This window comes from Photobacterium obscurum (assembly GCF_026191635.1).
In the GTDB taxonomy this organism is placed as follows: domain Bacteria; phylum Pseudomonadota; class Gammaproteobacteria; order Enterobacterales; family Vibrionaceae; genus Photobacterium; species Photobacterium obscurum.
Genome location: NZ_JAKRRW010000001.1, coordinates 331386 through 351097, shown reverse-complemented (window position 1 = coordinate 351097; position 19712 = coordinate 331386). Strand labels below are relative to the sequence as shown.

Below are 19712 nucleotides of genomic sequence, written 5' to 3'. Positions count from 1 at the left end.
TTCTTGATTATGCCTATAAGCAATAAATTTATTGAAGATATCTTTTAAAGTGGATGGAAAAGTGGTTTTAATTGCCAGTTTTACGGTGATAGTTTAGAGCTTTCTTTGATGGGTTGTTTGTATGTTTAATTGTTTTATTTCAGTTGTTTACATATGTATATTGTGTTTGCTTCACATGGCTGCTGTAGTGGCTTTTATGCATAAAAATCGCCTCTTTGTTACCTGTTAATTCAAATTCGGTTATTACCTAAAGCTAAATGGCCGATATAAGCGCTATCCTTGCCGTTTTACTTGTGTTTTTCACTGCGTTCTTGAGTGTAAATCCAGCATGAGGCACGTCACTGCCGCCTAGATAGTTTATTCTTCCAGTTTAACCGCTAAAACCAGTTATAAATTTACAATTTAATTTAAACTTTGGTGTCTTATTTTGGTTAAAACCTGTTCTAATACGCAAATCAACTGGCTATATGTGATTTAGCCAGTGAAAGTATCTAAATATATTCTTTTTTCTGGCCTTATTTTCTGGTTTTGGAGGTTTGCGGTATGTCTGTTAAAGGTCAATTCAATGTGCGAAATGCGGCGGCTGACACCTTTGCAATGGTGATTTTCAGTTTTATTACCGGCATGTTGATTGAGGTGTTCGTGTCGGGAATGACATTTGAGCAGTCTTTAGCATCGCGAACCTTGTCGATACCAGTTAATATTGCGATTGCCTGGCCATATGGTGTATTCCGTGATTATGTTATTCGTCAAGGCCACCGCCTGTCGCCAACCAGCTGGATGAAAGGGCTGTCTGATATGGTCGCCTATGTGTTGTTTCAATCCCCGGTATATGCAGCAATCTTATGGGTTGTGGGCGCCGATGTAGATCAAATCATCACAGCAGTCACCAGTAATGCTTTTGTTTCAGGTATGTTGGGGGTAGTTTACGGTCAGTTTCTGGATTTATGCCGCCGTATGTTCCGTGTGCCGGGCTATTACCAGCAGGCTTAAGTCCCCCCGTCAATACTGCCAGTATTTGAAAGGCTCCCAATCGGTTGGGAGCCTTTTTGCTATTTGCGGCTGTAAGGACAGTAGGCACATTTTCGTCAACTGTCGTTGAAAAGGATTCGTGGTTCCTATTGTTTTTTCTTGAACCGGACATGCTGATATCTCACTGAATATTGTCGCTTGAGGTTGTTTGGTGATTAAAGAGAGAAAGATTGAAGGGCATATAAAATCATATGAGACTGGTTGAATATTAAGCGTGATAAGATTTTACTCTGCTATATATGACATTAAAAAAATCATATTCGAATAATTGCATAGTTTGAAGCTTGTCAAATTTTTTAGCTATATCTTATTCATTTCAGAAATTATTGAAATTTCACAAATTACATCTGCCTATACTTCATTAGCCCTTTAGGGGCATTCATTCTTTATCAGGGAAGTGGGGCTTTATGGAAAAAAGCCGTTTTTTTTGGGTACCGATCGGATTGACGTGTGTTGCAGCTGTTGGGCTGCTGCTTTTAGACCGTGCAAGCCAAGTCGCTTATTTTGTTAGCGGTGTTTTGATTGTTGCAGGCTATCTTGCAGCCCGATTTTTGCAATCCGGGCATGAGGCTGCTGTGGTGCAAGCCTGCGAGCAGCAAAAAGATGAATTCCAGTGTAAACAGCAGCATATGCAAGAGCAATTGACACGCTTGGTTGAGCTTTGTCTGCAGGTATTGCCGATATGGCAACGGCAGCTATGTACAGTAAGGCTACAGACTGAAACCGAGATCACGGCTTTATCGCAGCGTTTTTCGGAGATTATTTCTGAACTGGATCAGGCGGTGACAGAGTCACGGCATGTGACAGGGCAAGATAACGGCCAGCATGGGGTGATTGCAGTGCTTAGCGACAGTGAAGAGAACCTGAATCAAGTCATTACTCTGCTTCGTTCTACGATGGAGACCAAAGAAAAGATGTTGACTCAGGTTCGGCACTTAGCCAGTTACACCGAAGAGCTCGACAAAATGGCTATAGATGTCGCCAATATTGCTGAGCAGACCAACTTACTGGCGTTGAATGCAGCAATAGAGGCGGCGAGGGCCGGTGATCAGGGGCGGGGGTTTGCTGTGGTGGCTGGTGAAGTACGTAAATTGTCGCAGCTATCCGGGGAAACCGGCAAACATATCCGTGACAAGGTCTCGATGATCAACCAGGCAATGGCCGATACAGTGAATATCGCAGAGCAGAGCGCACACCAAGATGCCAAGGCCGAAGCGGCTTCCGTAACCAATATTGAATCTATCCTGGCTAACTTTAATCGGTTGGCTTCCGAACTGAGTGATTCCACCTCGCTGCTACAGGATAAAAACCGGGATATCCAGCAGGAAATCTCCGGCATCATCGTCTCCTTGCAGTTTCAGGATCGCGCCAGCCAAATTATGACCCAAGTAGAAACGAACCTGGACAAGCTGCAGGCAGAGATCATTGGCTATGAGTCAGCGCAGCATAATGATGACGAAGCACACCGGCTTGATGTCACCAACTGGCTCAATGAGATGAAGCAGGATTATGTGGCTCAGGAACAGCATCTTAATCATGAAAAAAACGAGGCGGCCGATGCTTCCTCACATGATACCGAGATAACTTTCTTTTAAACCTCGGAGAGTGTTATGGCAAAAACAATTTTGATCTTGGATGACTCGGCTCCGATCCGCCAGGTCGTAGGTATTGCCCTTAAGGGCGCCGGATATCAGGTGATTGAAGCGAAAGATGGTATTGATGGCCTTGATAAATTGGACGGTCAGAAACTCAATTTGATCATTACCGACGTCAATATGCCAAGAATGGATGGCATTTCCTTCGTGAAAGAGGTGAAGAAGATGCCTCGTTATAAATTTACGCCAATCATTATTCTGACCACTGAGTCGCAGGATAATAAGAAACAAGAAGGCAGAGCTGCGGGAGCTAAAGCATGGGTTGTGAAGCCGTTTCAGCCTCCTCAGTTGCTCGATGCGGTGGCCAAACTGATTTTACCTTGAGGTGAGGACAACGGATGGATATCACCATTGCACAGGAACAGGTAGGACCTGAGTGCAGGCTGAGCCTGAGCGGCGAAATGTCTATTTATAGTGTTGCAGAGTTAAAGCCTCGTTTGCTGGCTTACTTGCATGACGCTCAACTACTCTCGCTTGATCTGACAGAAGTGAGTGAAATGGATACGGCAGGCTTGCAGCTGTTATGGCTGTGCCATCAAGAGGCGACAAAGGCTGGCAGGGCGTTTGTTATTGTCGGTGCCAGTACGGCCGCCATGGAAGCGATTACTTTGTTGCGACTCGAAAGGCAGCTTAACTTGCAACTCGTATAGTGAGCCGCTTTTCATTGCCGGTTAATACCAATTGGGATAGTTGCCCGATTGGTATCAAGGAGGGGAAATGGAAGAGATGGAACATGCCCAGGCGATGTTTGTCGACGAGAGCCTGGATTTGCTTCAGGAGATGGAATCGGCATTAAACCAGCTAAAAGCTGCGCCAGACAATAGTGAGATGATTAATCTGGTATTTCGGGCAGCTCATACCATTAAGGGATCGGCCGGATTATTCGGCTTTGATGGCATCGTCGCTTTTACTCATACCGTGGAAAATGTGCTGGAGCAGGTCAGAGCCAGTGAACGACTGTGTGATGATGGACTGATTTCCACCTTGTTAGATTGTCGAGATCATATTGAAAGCTTGATTGAACAGCTAGGCAATGATAGGGCGGAACGATCCCAGGAGCTGGAACAACGCGGGCAGGGCTTATTAGTGCGGTTAGCTGGGACAACGAGCCCGTTGAATCAGGCTGGGGCAGCCTCTGCCGAAAATACGGTAACGCCGTATGTCGAAGGTTCCCAGGAGCTTGCCCAGACATCGGCTGGCCCAGGTGTTGACAATGCTTACTGGCACCTTTCGATACGCTTTGGTAAGGATGTGTTACGAAATGGTATGGATCCCCTCTCTTTTCTCCGTTATCTGACTTCTTTGGGGGAGGTTGTTGAACTTGTCTCCTTGCTTCACACCTTGCCCGACAGTAGTGAAATGGATCCCGAGTCCTGTTACCTCGGCCTGGAGCTTCAGTTCGATAGTGATGCAGATCATTCGACTATCATGTCAGTCTTTGAGTTTGTTGCCGACGAGTGCCAGATACACTTAATTCCCCCCCATGGAAAGCTTCAGCAATACGTACAGTTAATGAATGACCTTGAGGATGAAGCTGTCGATCTTGGCTCGGCTCTGTTGTGGTGCGGTACCCTGACGCAAGATGAACTGGCTCGGATCACGGATGCGCAGGGTATGGCAAAACAGACCACTGTGCCGGTAATGCCAGCTACTGAGCCGGAATCGGCGAGGAATATCGGAGCTAATGAGGAACAGCCACTCCCTCCTGTTGCTGCTATTCCGAACAGTAAACCGGCCAAGGCGAAGGAGCTGAAACGTCAGGAAAACCGCAGCTTGCGGGTTGATGCCCAAAAGCTGGATCAACTGATTAATCTGGTTGGCGAGCTGGTGATTGCCGGTGCGAATACCAGCTTGCTGGCTCGGCGGAGTGGTAACCCCGAACTGGTGGAGTCGAGTGCCGTTGTTTCCTTGCTGGTGGAGGAGATCAGAGGGTTGTCGCTGCACCTGAGAATGATCCCGATAGATGACACCTTTAAACGCTTCCATCGTGTGGTACGTGAGATCAGTCGCGACTTGGATAAAGAGATTCGATTGAAAATCGAGGGAGGGGAAACCGAACTCGATAAGGGCGTAGTGGAAAAAATTAACGATCCCCTGATGCACTTGGTACGGAACGCGATTGATCACGGTATTGAAGCGAAAGAGGAGAGGCTGGAAAAAGGCAAGGAGCCGGCCGGCACAATCACACTACGGGCGTATTACGATTCAGGCAGCATTGTGATCGAGGTCGGTGATGATGGTGGTGGTATTGATCCGGTAAAAGTAAGGGCCAAAGCCATTGAGAATGGACTAATCAAAGCCGAACAGCAATTGAGCGAGAAAGAGGTATTGAGGCTGATTTTGGAAGCTGGCTTAACCACCAAAACGTCAGTGAGCGATCTCTCGGGCAGAGGCGTAGGCATGGATGTGGTTAAGCGCAATATTGAAGCACTACAAGGCAGCATTGAAGTGGAAAGTCAAAAAGGGGAAGGCTCACTGCTGCGTTTGCGCTTACCCCTAACGCTTTCAATTATTGATGGTTTTGCGGTTGGGGTTGGGAAAGCCACCTATGTTATTCCCCTGGATGCTGTTGTGGAGTGTATCGAATACAGCGAGCAGCTCAGTAAAAATGGCAATTATGTCAACCTACGGGGGGAAATCCTGCCTTTTATTAACCTGCAAAAGCAATTTCAAGAAAGCTATATCGAAGTCAAACAGCGAAATATTGTTGTAGTACAGAGTGGAGAGCAAAAAGCAGGGTTTGTGGTTGATCAGCTGCAAGGTGAGCTGCAAACCGTGATCAAGCCGCTGAGCAAGATATTCTCGCAGCTAAGTGGGATCAGTGGATCAACAATCCTTGGCAGTGGTGAGGTGGCGATGATCCTCGATGTGCCAGCCTTGATCCGTGAAGCAGAAGAGCAGCGCTCATCTTGGTATATGGGAAATGAGGAAACGGTGCCATAGGGAGCGGAGTCGCGATAGCAGGAAGTATCGCTGACGAGCCTAAGCTAACAGAGGCAGCATTTTGGAAGGGGGTGTGTTATGACGCAAAGCGTAAGCCTGGCATCGTCCAGAACTCAGGAGGGTAAAGAGGTGGATGGATCATCGGAACAGCAGCAGTTTTTGACATTTTTACTGCGTGATGAGCTGTTTGCCATCAATATCCACCCGATCAAGGAGATCATTGAGTATGGACAGCTGACAAAGGTGCCTATGGTTCCTGATTTTGTCCGCGGGGTGATAAATGTTCGGGGCAATGTGGTCCCCATTATTGATTTGGCGATACGTTTTGGCTGGCCAACTACCCCGGTGACCAAGCGCAGCTGTATTGTGATTATTGAAGTGGAAAGTGAAGAAGAAAGGCTTGAAATTGGCGTTGTCGTTGATGCCGTGAGTGAAGTGCTTGATATTTTGTTGACCGATATCGAACCGGCTCCCAGCTTCGGTGCCAAGCTCCGCACAGACTTTATCCAGGGGATGGGAAAAGTGAATGATGAATTCATTGTTTTGCTAAATGTTAGCCACGTGCTGTCGGTCGATGAACTTTCATCTCTAGAGTCGTTGCAAAAATAAATTACTAATAACCGGAATATTCCAGGGAGGCGTTATGCTCCGTTTTAGTGACATCAGGATGAGACCCAAGTTGATCGGCCTGTTTTTGCTGGTCAGTCTTATTCCATTAGCGATTGTTGTATTTATTGCCGTTAAAGCGGCTGCAGATGCGTTGACGATTGAATCCAATGATCAGTTGATCGCAATGCGTGAAGTGAAAAAGTCTCAGATAGAAAATTACTTTGCGGAGCGCCAGGGCGATGTTGGGGTCCTTGTCGATACTATTGATAACCTGCGTACTAATACACTGAATAAGCTCTATGCAGCAAAAGAGAGCAAGCGTGCCCAGATCGAAGGGTATTTTCAGATGTTAGAGCATGACATTACCATTCTTGCGGAAAATGACACAGTATCAGAGGCCCTGTCGGGGTTTGATGCCGCCTATCGAATTGAAGGTATGCAAGTAGGTGGCGAGGACTGGCAGGCCGTAAATAGCCAGTATGGAGCATGGTTGACTCGCTACAAAGAGCATTATGGCTTCTATGATCTGTTCCTGGTGAATGTTGATGGCGAGGTCGTCTACTCGGTTGCCCAGGAATCGGACCTCGGTCAGAACATTAAAACAGGTACGCTGCGAGACAGTGGTATCGGTCACCTTTTCAGCAAGGCACAATCCGCGGTCGCAATTGAAGATTTTGCTCCCTATGCCCCGTCAAACAACCAACAGTCGGCCTTTATTGGTGCTCCTGTAATCAAGGATGACGCGTTAGCAGGTGTGCTCATCTTGCAGATACCGACGGAGGGTATCGATGCCATTATGCAGCGAGAGGACAACCTCGGGGAGACGGTGGAAACGTATTTGGCCGGCAAGCAAGATGGTAGTGTCGCCCTACGGAGTAACCTTGTAAAGAGTGACGGTACCAAGCAACAGATTGGTATGCCGGTGAGTGAGCCGTTTATGGAACAGGCGCTGGCCGGCAAGTCGGTTGGTGATATCTATGCCGATAACAGTGGAAGGCTCATGCTGGTATCGGCTTCTCCGCTGAAAATCCATGGACTGAGCTGGGCACTGATCTCAACTATTGACCTGGAAGAAGCCTTTACCAGCAAAGTGGCCGGTGAAGCGACCGATTTTCTGGCTAACTACAGTCAGATGTATGGTTACTATGATCTCTTCCTGATCCATCCGAAGGGAGAAGTCTTTTATAGCGTCAGCCATGAAGCGGACTATCAGAGCAATATGCTAGATGGTAAATATGCGGACTCTAACCTAGGTCAATTGGTTCGCCAGGTGCTTCAGAGCCGGCAGTATGGTGTGGTCGATTTTGCCCCCTACGCCCCAAGTAATGGTGAACCGGCTGCGTTTATCGCACAGCCTCTGATTGTGAATGGCGAGATCAAGCTGGTGGTAGCGATTCAGTTGCCGTTGGAAGCTATTAATACGATCATGCAGCAACGTGCCGGTATGGGGGAAACCGGTGAAACTTATCTGGTCGGGATGGATAAGCGGATGCGGTCCGACTCGTTTCTTGACAGGGAAGGGCGCTCGGTCATGGCATCTTTTGCCGGGACGGTTGAGCGAAATGGTGTCGATACCCAGGCCAGTAATGCCGCACTAGCTGGTGAGACTGGGATTGACCGGGTTAAAGACTATAACGGTAATAGGGTTTTATCTGCTTACACCCGAGTAAATGTTGGGGATACGCACTGGGCTTTATTAGCCGAGATTGATGAAGCCGAGGTCAATGAGCCGATTAATAGTCTGCTTATGATGGTCGGTCTGGTTATTGCGGTTACCATTGTGTTGATTGTGCTGGTGGCTATGGTTGTTGCTTCGACGATCACCCGTCCTCTGGCCACGGCACTGCAGGTGGCTGAGTCAATGGCCAACGGGGATCTGAATAGCCGGATCGAAACGAACAGCAAAGATGAAACCGGCCAGCTGTTACAGCGAATGGGACATATGAGCAACAGGCTGCGTCAGATTGTCGGTGATGTAAACAGCAATGCCAACGGCCTTGCCAGCGCCTCTGAAGAAATCAGTGCGACGGCGCAGTCGCTGAGTCAGGCTGCCAGTGAGCAGGCGGCCAGCGTAGAGGAAACCAGTGCGTCTCAGGAACAGATTGCCGCGTCGGTACAGCAGAATGCTGAAAATGCCAAAATCACGGATGATCGCGCGACCAAGGCATCGACCCAGGCGATGGAAGGGGGGCGTGCTGTTGGTGAAACGGTCACCGCGATGAAAGAGATTGCTGAAAAAATCAGCATCATTGAAGACATTGCCTATCAAACCAATTTATTGGCCTTGAATGCCGCGATAGAAGCCGCAAGGGCCGGTGAGCATGGCAAAGGGTTTGCCGTGGTGGCTGCGGAGGTGCGCAAGCTTGCCGAACGTAGTCAGGTTGCTGCGCAGGAGATCAGCAATCAGGCCGGAAGTAGTGTTCAGGTGGCCGAGCAAGCCGGACGGTTGCTGGATGAAATTGTTCCTAGCATCACCAAAACCGCAGAGCTGGTGCAGGAGATTGCGGCGACGTCGGATGAGCAGGCAAGTGGTGTTACCCAGATCAGTGTGGCAATGGGGCAAATGGATCAGGTGACCCAGCAGAATGCCTCTTCTTCGGAAGAGTTGGCTTCGACGGCTGAGGAAATGAGTGCTCAGGCTGAACAGTTACAGCAGCTGATGAGCTTCTTCAAAATCGACGAGCAGCAAGCTGAAATGCCTGGCTCTCATGTATTGCATGTTGCCGGAAATCACCCACAGCCTCCGCAAGTGTTGATGGCCAAGAAACCAGCAAGAAAGCAGGAAAACAAGCATCAAGAGCTGATAGAGGAGGACTTTGAAGCTTTTTAATGTTTGTTTTTAAAGTCTTTTTTAAGCAGTGGAACGCCTTGTAGTCAGCTCATGGCTACAAGGTGATTATTAAGAAAGGCTAGGGTGTGGCGCAGAATGGGGGAACGCCATGGAGTGTAATAGTGTAGCTCTGAACAAGCCTGGCGGATTATTGGCTAAGGATGCTATTTCCAACAGGGAGTTTGCCCAGTTTCAGCAGTTAATTTATGACCTGGCTGGCATCACACTGGGTGACCACAAAAAAAATTTGGTGGTGACGAGGTTAGCCTGCCGGCTCAGGCACTATTCTCTGAATAGCTTTGCTGAATACTATCGGCTACTGATGGAAAATGCACCGGCGGGGGAGTTGCAGGTAGTGGTCGATCAGCTGACCACCAATGAAACTCACTTCTTCAGGGAGCCGAAACATTTTCGGTTTATCAAAACGCATTTATTGGATGGGCGATCATCGCAAGAGCCGTTGCGCTGCTGGAGTGCAGTGTGCTCTACGGGTGAGGAGCCGTACAGTCTGGCTATGCTATTGGCAGATAGCTTTGGTGGAGACGGTGACTGGACTGTACTCGGCTCAGATATTAACTCGAACGTATTGGCCAATGCTTGTCGCGGGCAATATTCAATATCGAGACAGAACGAAGTTCCTGTTCGCTACTTGAAGCAATATTGCCTGAGAGGGGTTCGTTCCCACCAAGGGACATTTTTAATCAACAACCAGCTTCGTCAGCATGTTCATTTCAAGCAGATCAACCTTAATGGCCCACTGCCAAATTTGGGCCTGTTTGATTTAATTTTATTACGCAATGTTCTTATCTATTTTTCGGCCGAAACTAAGCGGGATGTAGTTTTGCGAGTTTTGTCCCAGCTTAAACCCGGGGGATATTTATTGGTGGGTCATTCGGAGACGATTACCGGTATTAGTGATCAGCTGCGTCTGATTAAACCCAGTATCTATCAAAGGAATGACGTAAATAACATTCATTGAACGAATACAGATTTTTAGTTGGCAAGCATCATGGACGAAAGGTATTTCGGAGCCTGCTTCCTGAAAAGCGATTGTAGGTAGGTCATATGAAAAGAAAAACAATCAAGGTAATGGTAGTTGATGATTCTGCTGTTGTTCGTCAGGTAGTTTCTTCTGTATTGAAGACCGACAGCGAAATAGAAGTTTGTGGTGCCGTCGCTGATCCCCTATTTGCGATGACTCGAATGCGGATGCAGTGGCCTGATGTAATTGTCCTCGATATTGAGATGCCTCGGATGGATGGGATCTCTTTTCTTAAAAAAATCATGGCTGAACGGCCGACTCCCGTGGTGATCTGTTCGACCTTGACGGAAAAAGGTGCAGAAACCACCATGCAGGCAATTTCAGCCGGTGCGGTTGAGATCATTACCAAGCCCAAGGTGGGGTTGAAGGGCTTCCTTCATGATTCAGCAAAAGTATTGATCAATGCTGTTAAAGCGGCCAGCAAGGCGAATCTTAGACCTCTTCAGCCGATAAAGGCATCAAACCTGAAAGTTAAACCCAAATTGAGTGCTGATACAGTGTTAGCCGCAGGAAAGGTCTCCCGCCTGAAAACCACTGAGCAAATTGTTGCAATCGGTACGTCCACGGGCGGGACTCAGGCATTGGAAGTGGTGTTAAAGGCCTTGCCGCGTCTTTCGCCGGGAATTGTCGTGGTTCAGCATATGCCGGAGAAGTTTACCGCCGCCTTTTCACAGCGGCTAGATAGCTTGTGCGATATTAGTGTTAAGGAAGCGAAACATAAAATGCGAGTGCTTCCCGGCCAGGCCCTGATTGCTCCAGGTGGCAAACACATGCTGCTCAAGCGTAGCGGAGCACAGTATCATGTGGAGGTCATCGATGGCCCTTTAGTGAGTCGTCACCGTCCTTCCGTTGATGTGCTATTTCGCTCGGTAGCGCAATCAGCAAGTGAAAATGCGTTGGGGATCATCATGACCGGAATGGGAGATGACGGAGTAAAAGGCATGTTGGAGATGCGGCAGGCCGGTGCGATGACTTTGGCGCAGGATGAAGCCAGCTGTGTGGTCTATGGTATGCCTAAAGAAGCTGTCAGGCGTGGGGCAGTTGAGCGCAGCCTGTCGCTTTCGGAGATCCCCCAGGCAATTCTCGATCATAACCATTGATGTCACTGGCACAAGGGGTGGGCTTGCTTGTCCTTGATGGTGATTTCCAGCTGCGGATGGGCAATGGTTATATTATGCTGGATAAACTTGTTTTTGATCCGCGTATGTAAATCGTGGGTCAAGCTAAGCCGATGGCCGGTTTCTGCCGCATAGGCCCGCACCTCGAAGTTCTGACTGTCGGCGGTAAGAGTCAGGAAAAACACTTCTGGAGCAGGATTGTCCAACACAAGATCGCATTCCTCGGCGGCCTCAAATAGCAATTGGGTTACCAGTTCACTGTCAGCAAGGTATTTAACGCTGATAGAAATCGTTACCCGGGTAATCGGATCGGATAGCGACCAGTTTATAAACTGCTCGGTCACAAATGCCTTGTTGGGTACAATAACTTCCTTTCGGTCCCAGTCAACAATTGTCGTCGCCCGAGTTTTAATGACTGCCACTACGCCTGTCAACTGACGGATCGTCACGGTATCGCCAATTCTGATTGGCTTTTCAAATAAAATGATCAATCCGGAAATGAAGTTGGCAAAGATTTCCTGCATACCAAAACCCAATCCAACCCCGAGAGCGGCAACCAGCCATTGCATTTTTGACCAGTCGAAGCCGATTAATCCCGAGCCAATCACAATTCCCATAAAAATAGCCACATACCGAGTGAGCGAGGTGATGGCATACCCTGTTCCGGGCGACAAGTCGAGATGTTGCAGGATCAGCAGTTCCATTGCACCAGGCATATCTCGGGCAATAATCGCAGTTAGCCAGAAAGCCAGAATAGCCAGCAGGACACTCTTCAGGGAGATTGAGCTGAGTTCGTCAATTCCATCGATGGTGCTGGTTACATCCCATAAGGTGACATCTTCCAGGAAAGTGATGGCTTGGTAAAAATCTGACCAGACAATGGATAACAGAGCCAGATAAATCAGTAGCAGTAGAGAACGAAGCAAACGCAGTGACTGGGCACTGATCTTATCTAAGTCTACGACCGGTTCTTCTACTTCAATCTGCATTTCACTGCTGCTGAAGCTGTCTTCTTTTTCTTCTTCCAGCTCAGCCAGCCGTTGGGCGAGGATCTCCTGTCGCTTCGCTTTGGCTCGGTCAAAGGCCAGACGCCTTTTCTGGAGCAACATCAGGCGCTTGATCAGGTAGTAAACGAGTAGGGTGATCACCCCAAGTACTGCTGATACCTCCAGCTTGTTCATCACCGTCTGTGATGAAGTAAGGTAGCCTTGAAGTGCCGTGTAGTTGAGGAGCTGGGGGATGATAATCAAGGTCCACCAAAACAGGTGGTGGCCAATATGCGCCTTTCCCTCGGGGAGCTCACCATAGGTCATGGGAATTTTTTCATGGTATAACCGCCAGAGGAAATAGCTGACGGCCAGATTGCTGATAATGAAGGCGAGTCTACCCAAGGTGGCACTGACATCAATATCACTGTAGAGAGAGGCAAAATCCTGAATGACCATCATCGGTAAGTAGATCCACAGTAGTTGCCGGTAGTGCGCGAACGAGCTATGAACCAGCTGAGAGTCCCACCCAAAATGGCTAATAAACAAGCCATTGGCGCGGACGAGTTCGCGCATGAAACAAAACACGGCCAACGCCATAGGAACGGCCAGTGCTTGGCCCAAATGGTGGATGAAAGGATATTGCCAGGCGGCACTCAGCAATAGTCCGATAAGGCCGACGATAAAAGGAAAAGGCCAAGCAAGGATGAAGGAAGCAAGGATATTGAAAAAACTAAAGCGAAATTTATCTTGAGTCACCTTGCCAATCATCTGGCTGGTGGTATCTAGGTATTTTTTCCAATGCTTTCTCACCCAGTTCAGTGTGATGATGATAAAGCCAATTAAGCCTATGGAAAAAATGAGCTTAATATTATCAACAACGGTGGGAACCTTTATCAGGTTGAACCATTGAAAGGGAGAGAAAAACCATTTTAGTTTTTCCCATGTATTGATGATTAGGCTCAGGCTCAGGCGATTGGTATTCGGCGCCCAGAAAAGTCGTTTCTTGGCTTGGCTTCTGAGATCGTTCAGGTTGGTATTGAGATTTTCATAAGCGACTTTCAGTGTTGCTTGCTGGTAAATCAGAGTGTCTGAATGGTCGATCAGTTTATCGAGCAGAATGAGGTTTGTTTCAATTAGCGTTTGCTCTTTTTGTTGCTGTTCTGGCGTTAGAGCTTGAGTTCGTGGTTGTTGCGCCTGTTCGTCCAGCGAATCGTATTGTTGTTGATACTCGTATTTTTGTATCTGGTTTTGGGCAATATCCCTGTCTAACGCTTCGATAGGGGGATTGGCCGGTAGCCGGTTCATCCGGGTGTTGAGGTTTTCGCTAAAGGCTGGGCTGAGTTTTAGCCACTCAGCCATGGTTTCCAGGTCATCCGCTGTCTTGTTAACAATGTCGGTGTGCTCAGAAGCTGTTTGTTGCTGTTGCTGTACCTGCTCGGTTTTGCTTGAGAGGTTAGCCAAGGCCGTGGTATAGCGTTTGTTTGCTTTAAGCAGGCGGGTTAACGCCTTGGGCTGGCCCTCAACGTCTTGCTGAATTTCTCCACTATCTTTAGTTGCCTGTGCGTTATCGGTGCGCAATACCCGGGTGAGTCTTCGCTGGAGGTTGTTGCGGTAGGCCTGGCGAGCTTCGATTTCCAGGTTACTGAGGTGAATACGCTGTTTCGCCAGCGTGCGCCGGTTACCTGCGCTAAGCTGCTTCGCCTCAAGGGTATATAGCTGGCTGACATAGAACTGATGGGCAATCTCCAGGGTGAGTAGGGCATCCTCGTTCTCGGGTTGCTCCTGCTCATGTTTTAACTGGCTTTCCGTTTTTTTTATTTTGTCCCGCAATTGCTCGGAGAGGTATGAAAACTCATCAATACCTTGTTCGATGGCCTGCAAATCGTTTTTGTCATTACTGCGGATCTGCTCGAGCTGGTCTAGCTTGTTGTCTTGCTCGGCGATCTTCACTGTCAGCTCATCTTGATCCCAGTCATTAAAATCTGGGAATTCGGTAGTCGAAAAGGCCGCTATCTGAGTGGCAAGTTCTTCAGTTTGCTCATTAAAATTGGTAATAAGATCTCGGTATTGCTGGGTTTGCCGGTTAAATTCCGTGGTTTTTTCTAGCTGGCTTTTTGCCTGCGAAAGGGTATCAAGTGTTTTGATAATTTCTGGTGTTTTGCTCTGCTGCTGGAGAGCTTCAATTTTTTTCTCTAGTTGCTGCAGGCGTGGATCTGTCTCTTCATAGGCTGTTGAAGTCCAGGCTGACAGCACCAACAGAAGAAACAATAGGAACGACTGCCATATTTTCATAGATGACCTTTAGTATGGAACATAAGGAGCAATGAGCCAGAAGGTGCGCATTGTTAGAAGTGTAGCAGTGAATAAAAACAAGCGATTGGACTAAGAATGGAACGATTTGATCTATTCGTCAGCAGTCGTGAATGTTTTTGAGAAAAGCACTTGACCCTAATGCGCTAAGCCATTACATTAGCCGCCGTTGAGACGCACAGCGTCAAACAACAATGTGGTGAGGTGTCCGAGTGGCTGAAGGAGCACGCCTGGAAAGTGTGTATACGGCAACGTATCGAGGGTTCGAATCCCTCCCTCACCGCCATCATCTTTTAAGATGACAAAATTTGGAGAGATGGCTGAGTGGTTGAAAGCACCGGTCTTGAAAACCGGCATACGTTTGTAGCGTATCTAGGGTTCAAATCCCTATCTCTCCGCCATATTCAGAAAGCCCAGCATTTATGCTGGGCTTTCGTCGTTTGGGGCGTAATCAAATGTGATTTGAGAATCCCTAAATATTCAGAGCGCTCCGCCCCACCCGAAAGGCACGTAGAAATACTGTGGCTTGTTCGTTTTATCTTTTATGATAATTGAGGGTGAACAAGTGTAAGGTAACAACCAGAACACCTCGTGTTACATCGTTTACTATTTTTGCTGTAATTTAGAATGATTATTTAATATACCAAAATATATTGAAGTTATTTTAGGATATTTTTCATTAATATTTATTAAGCGTGACATGAATTATTAATGTTTATTTTTATAATAGATGCCATTGTTAATGGGTGGCTACATATTTATAATGCCGCAAATTTTATTATATATAATTAATAGCCAGTAACTTTTTGACTCTGTTTACATCCTTTAGGTTGTTTATGAACCTATGTCTGTTATCAATCTGCCATAGGTTACATTTGTATTATACATAACATAGTTAATTTTAAAGTGCCTGAATTATCGTTTTAACTTTCAGTATATCCTTATTAGTACTGAAGTGCTTGTCACACAAAATGTAATAAAAACACAAAAATACAAAAGGTTAATTGTTTAACAATGACATATAAAAACTTATCGATTGGAAAGAAAATTGCGGTTGTTTTTGCTGCTATCGCTGCGATTATTATCGCATTTGGCGTATTTTTAATGAGCGAACTGAAGTTGGTTCGAGAGGGGGTATTAAATTTTACTGATTCAACGCTGCCTAGCGTATTGTCGGTTGAAGAGTTGAAATATGAAATTACGAGTAATCGGACCACCCAGTTTTTCACTTTGACACATCGCAACGATATCGTAGCAATGCGCAATACGCTCCAACGGGCTCAGCAGGGCAATCATCGTATTGAAAAAATGCTGGAAGATTATGGGGCAACTGTGGCATCTGATCATGAGCGCCAGGTCTTTATGCGGATTAGCGATGCTTGGGAATGCTATGTTGATGTTATTGATAGCTTCGAGTCAGCTGCTACCAATGGCGATGTTGATAAAGCGGAAAGGTTACTTGTTAACACATACGGCCAGTTTAATGAGCTGATGATTGCACTGGATGGCTTGCGAGAACTTAATCTTGGCTTTGTGACTAATAACCGTACCGAGATGCTGGCGAGTACTGATCGCGTAAGTACCATCACGCTCTCTTGCATCATCGCTCTGGTGGTCTTTATGGTGATAATGAATCTGTTCCTTACTCGCCAGATTTGTCTGCCGCTGAACCAAGTAATGATGCTGTCAGGTGAAATTGCAGCAGGTAATTTAACCCATTTTCTGAAACGTGACGAAATAGGTAATGATGAGTTGGGGATGCTGGCTGATTCCAGTGTCAAGATGCAGGATAACCTGCGGGCACTTGTTGAGGAAATTGTTGCAGCAGTTACCCAGCTGAGTACGGCCGTTGAAGAAGTGAGTGCTGTTTCTGAACAATCATCGCAAGGGATGAAGCAACAGCAAGATGAGATCACAATGGTGGTTACTGCGATGGATCAGATGAAGGCCACTGTGGCAGATGTTGCCAACAATACAGAAGTTGCCTCTGTTTCAGCAACATCGGCGAACGATGAAGCCAAGTTAGGCAGTAAGGATGTACAACAAAGCATTGAATCGATTTTGCGTGTATCTCAGGAGATTGAAAATGCAGGTGTACTGGTCGAGCTGCTGGAAAAAGAGTCTACGAATATCAGTATGGTTGTCGATGTCATCCGCGATATTGCCGAGCAAACCAACCTGCTGGCACTTAATGCTGCGATTGAGGCTGCGCGCGCCGGTGAGCAAGGTCGTGGTTTTGCCGTTGTAGCTGATGAAGTCCGTACTTTGGCGGGTCGTACCCAAGACTCTACCGGTGAAATTGTTTCGATTATCGATAAGCTGCAGAAAAGTGCCAGCGAAGCCAAAGAGGCAACGACAGAGAGTTGTAGCATGATCGAGCAATGTGTTACGCAGAGCCAGAATACAGGTGAAACAATTCAGAGTATTGAACAGACCGTGGCGCAAATTGCCGATATGAGTCTGCAAATTGCGAGTGCATGCAGCGAGCAGGACTCCGTTACCGAAGAGTTAGGCCGTAATATCGAGAGTATTCACCAGTCTTCAACCGAAGTTGCGACAGGGGCTAATCAAACCGCTCAGGCAAGTATTGAATTGAGTCAGCTGGCCGCCAATCTACAGTCGATGATGAGCCGTTTCCGCGTGTCTTAATTTGTAGGTATTGCTTGACTGTTTAAACAGTAATAATGATGAGGACTACTTGGTGAAATATTCTTGTAGTCCTTTTTGTGTTAGCACTTCAATGAACTATTATGAGGGGGGGAATATTTACTGACCATGACTTTTCGTTAGTAGCTAACTTCATTCGATTTGTTGTTATCAAACCAAGCTTGTAGCTTTTGAGTATACTTCTGCATCCCTTTCAGTTTTAGCCTGAAAAGCAATCAGACACGTCATTCATGACAATTGACTTGGCTTATAAGAGTTTTTCAAGTTCCTGGTCAATACTGATATTGATCAAGATACAGCTTCTATTTTTGAAAGGTGTCTTTTATATGCATCTTTTATGGTATAGGATCACTCGTACTATAAAACACTACTTTTTGTAGTTCTATACCACTACACGCGAGGCGCATATGGCTAACATCAATGATTATATGACTCAACATCACAGAAGCTGTGATCATCTGTTAGTTGAGGCAGAAGGGCCGTTGGCAGAAGGAAACTGGACTGAATTTCGCACCGCATGGGGCCAGTTTGAAGCCGAAACCTTACATCATTTTGATCTGGAAGAAGAGATCCTATTTCCTGAGTTTGAAGCGCAAACGGGTATGACCTCGGGCCCAACGATGGTGATGCGCCAGGAACATGCCCAAGTTCGCTCTTTATTTGAACAGATGCAGCAGGCGATTAGCGAGCAGGCCACCGAGCGCGCAATGGGGATTGTGGAAAGTACCATGCTGCTGATTCAACAACATAATATGAAAGAAGAGCAAATCCTTTACCCGATGTCGGATGCGCATCTGGCAAATGGTCAGGATATTGTTGCTCAGATGGAAGCCAAGCCAAACGCCTCCGCATCCTAATTAAGGAAGCAGATCTTATGGATTCTATAATCATTCTTGATGTCAGTGATCTTGAACCGCCTCAACCAATGCATAAGATCTGCCAGACACTCTCCACCTTGCAGTCAGGCCAGTTGCTGCATGTTAAGCATCGGCGTGAACCCGTGCCGTTGTTTGCCATCCTTACCCAGCAGCAGTTTGATTATCGCCATAGCAAAGAAAGTGAAGGGAAGCACCATATTTGGATTTGGCACCAAGGTGATCAAGTCGCGCTTAAACAATTAAACGAGGCATCGAAATGAGACTGACAGGGCTGAATTTCGAGACTATCCCACGTTTGGATGTCCCGCTTCGCTTTTACCTGACCGCGCCGTTTTTTGCTGTAATCGCCGCTGGTTTGCTGATTTGGCAGGGGGAATACATCTGGCTGGGGCGTTGGCTGCCCGCCTCCCTGGCGATCACCCACCTTGTGGCGATAGGCATGATGGCGATGATCATGATTGGTTCGCTGTTTCAAATCATGCCGGTGTTATGTGGTGCGCCAATCTCGATACCCCCTGTACCCTTAGTCTTGATGCAAGCGGGCCTCATACTCGGAACCCTAGCCTTGAGTGTGGGCTTTTTTGGGTGGCCAACTTTTGCTGCTAGCTTCGTTTTATTGGCGCTGAGTCTGGGATATTTCATTATTTCGTTGTTGGGAGTGCTATTTCGGAAAGCGGGTGGCCAGCAGACCAGAGTGCCCATTCTTCTAGCAGGCTTGGCGCTTGCTTTGGTGTTGTTGGCAGGGTTGTTACTGCTGGTAGGGTATCTTTGGGGTTATTATCCGATCACTGGTAAAAACCTGACTCACTTCCACGCGAGTACCGGGATCTTCGGCTGGGTATTATTGCTGATCATGGCAGTGAGCTTTCAGGTCATTCCGATGTTTCATGTCACCCCTGAATTCCCCCGGCACTGGCGAATTGCTCTGCCTTTGGTGTTGGTCGCTGGCCTTGTCTCCATTGCCGTTGCAACGCTGTTCCAGTTTAGCCTCTATTACAGCAGCGCTTTGATTGCCGGTGTCGCCATCTTGTATGCCGCGGTAGGGTTGCACCGTCTACGACAGCGCAAGCGCAAACTGCCAGATACCGTTGTCAGCTATTGGCAATGGGCGTATTCATGTCTGATTTGTGGTTGTCTGCTGATGATTGCGCTGCCACTGATACCAATTCACTGGCAGGGAAAAGTAGAGGTCTTTATTGCACTGCTTATAGGGATGGGGTTTATCCTGGGGGTGATTCAGGGAATGCTGCTCAAAATTGTTCCTTTTCTGATTAGCTTGCATCTCCAACCCATTGCGATGAGTAAACCTAACGCAATGATGCTGCTGCCTGATCACTACAGTTTGATCAGCCGGCAACAAATTAAGATCCAGTTCCGCTTATATCAGCTAGCAATGCTCAGTATCGTTGCTTCACTGTGCTTCCCACCCGTTACGGCAAGTATTGGCCTGATGATGCTGCTAAATTGGGGATGGATTGGTTTTAATATGGCATCGGCCGGCATAACGTATCGAAGAGTCCGCAAAGAAATGCTGGATAAATTATAAGTGAGTTGGCAATAAAAAAGAATCTAGATTATGCAGCCTAAATTTACTTTTAAAGTATAAATTAGGCTGCATGACTAAATGTTACTACCTTTC

At 47.1% G+C, this 19712-nt stretch carries 12 protein-coding genes, 2 tRNA genes and 2 pseudogenes; 15 read left to right on the top strand and 1 reads right to left on the bottom strand.

From position 1 onward, the window contains the following. Positions 1-543: 543 nt before the first annotated feature. From MD588_RS01505 to MD588_RS01465, 9 genes and pseudogenes are all read left to right on the top strand, one after another. On the top strand, positions 544-993 hold the full coding sequence (locus MD588_RS01505) for an L-alanine exporter AlaE (protein WP_265694994.1): 450 nt from the start codon (positions 544-546) through the stop codon (positions 991-993). A 1007-nt stretch (positions 994-2000) separates the two neighbouring features. Then, positions 2001-2294, top strand: a pseudogene (locus MD588_RS26095) (methyl-accepting chemotaxis protein); the annotation flags it as partial. A gap of 348 nt (positions 2295-2642) precedes the next feature. Further along, positions 2643-3011, top strand: a complete 369-nt coding sequence (locus MD588_RS01495; RefSeq protein WP_265694992.1) for a response regulator — start codon at positions 2643-2645, stop codon at positions 3009-3011. A 14-nt stretch (positions 3012-3025) separates the two neighbouring features. Next, entirely contained in the window at positions 3026-3337 is a 312-nt protein-coding gene (locus MD588_RS01490; RefSeq protein ID WP_265694991.1) for an STAS domain-containing protein, read from the top strand. Between the two features lie 67 nt (positions 3338-3404). Then, positions 3405-5630, top strand: coding sequence for a chemotaxis protein CheA (locus MD588_RS01485; protein WP_265694990.1), 2226 nt, complete (start codon positions 3405-3407; stop codon positions 5628-5630). 78 nt (positions 5631-5708) lie between these two features. Then, positions 5709-6239 (top strand): chemotaxis protein CheW, encoded by a 531-nt coding sequence (locus MD588_RS01480; RefSeq protein WP_265694989.1) that lies wholly within the window; start codon positions 5709-5711, stop codon positions 6237-6239. Positions 6240-7290: 1051 nt separating this feature from the next. Beyond that, a pseudogene (locus MD588_RS26090) lies at positions 7291-9069 on the top strand (methyl-accepting chemotaxis protein); the annotation flags it as partial. A gap of 109 nt (positions 9070-9178) precedes the next feature. Continuing rightward, on the top strand, positions 9179-10048 hold the full coding sequence (locus MD588_RS01470) for a CheR family methyltransferase (protein ID WP_265694987.1): 870 nt from the start codon (positions 9179-9181) through the stop codon (positions 10046-10048). An 86-nt stretch (positions 10049-10134) separates the two neighbouring features. After that, positions 10135-11211: a protein-glutamate methylesterase/protein-glutamine glutaminase gene (locus MD588_RS01465; RefSeq protein ID WP_265694986.1), complete on the top strand. Its 1077-nt coding sequence runs from the start codon at positions 10135-10137 to the stop codon at positions 11209-11211. A 2-nt stretch (positions 11212-11213) separates the two neighbouring features. Here MD588_RS01465 and mscM read toward each other — a convergent pair whose 3' ends face one another. Beyond that, positions 11214-14510 (bottom strand): miniconductance mechanosensitive channel MscM, encoded by a 3297-nt coding sequence (gene mscM / locus MD588_RS01460; protein ID WP_265694985.1) that lies wholly within the window; start codon positions 14508-14510, stop codon positions 11214-11216. A gap of 216 nt (positions 14511-14726) precedes the next feature. Between mscM and MD588_RS01455 the strand changes: the two genes are divergently transcribed. The 6 genes from MD588_RS01455 to MD588_RS01430 all read left to right on the top strand — a co-directional run bounded on the left by MD588_RS01455 (position 14727) and on the right by MD588_RS01430 (position 19619). Further along, a tRNA-Ser gene (locus MD588_RS01455) sits at positions 14727-14814 on the top strand. A 24-nt stretch (positions 14815-14838) separates the two neighbouring features. Next, positions 14839-14929 (top strand) — tRNA-Ser (locus tag MD588_RS01450). Between the two features lie 613 nt (positions 14930-15542). Further along, positions 15543-17177, top strand: a complete 1635-nt coding sequence (locus MD588_RS01445) for a methyl-accepting chemotaxis protein (RefSeq protein WP_265694984.1) — start codon at positions 15543-15545, stop codon at positions 17175-17177. Positions 17178-17602: 425 nt separating this feature from the next. After that, positions 17603-18052, top strand: a complete 450-nt coding sequence (locus tag MD588_RS01440) for a hemerythrin domain-containing protein (RefSeq protein ID WP_265694983.1) — start codon at positions 17603-17605, stop codon at positions 18050-18052. A 17-nt stretch (positions 18053-18069) separates the two neighbouring features. Next, positions 18070-18333, top strand: coding sequence for a DUF2249 domain-containing protein (locus MD588_RS01435; RefSeq protein WP_265694982.1), 264 nt, complete (start codon positions 18070-18072; stop codon positions 18331-18333). Continuing rightward, the gene (locus MD588_RS01430) at positions 18330-19619 is read left to right on the top strand and encodes a hypothetical protein (RefSeq protein WP_265694981.1); all 1290 of its coding nucleotides are present in this window, start codon (positions 18330-18332) and stop codon (positions 19617-19619) included. Before MD588_RS01435 ends, MD588_RS01430 begins: the two co-directional genes overlap by 4 nt. The last annotated feature ends 93 nt before the right edge of the window (positions 19620-19712 follow it).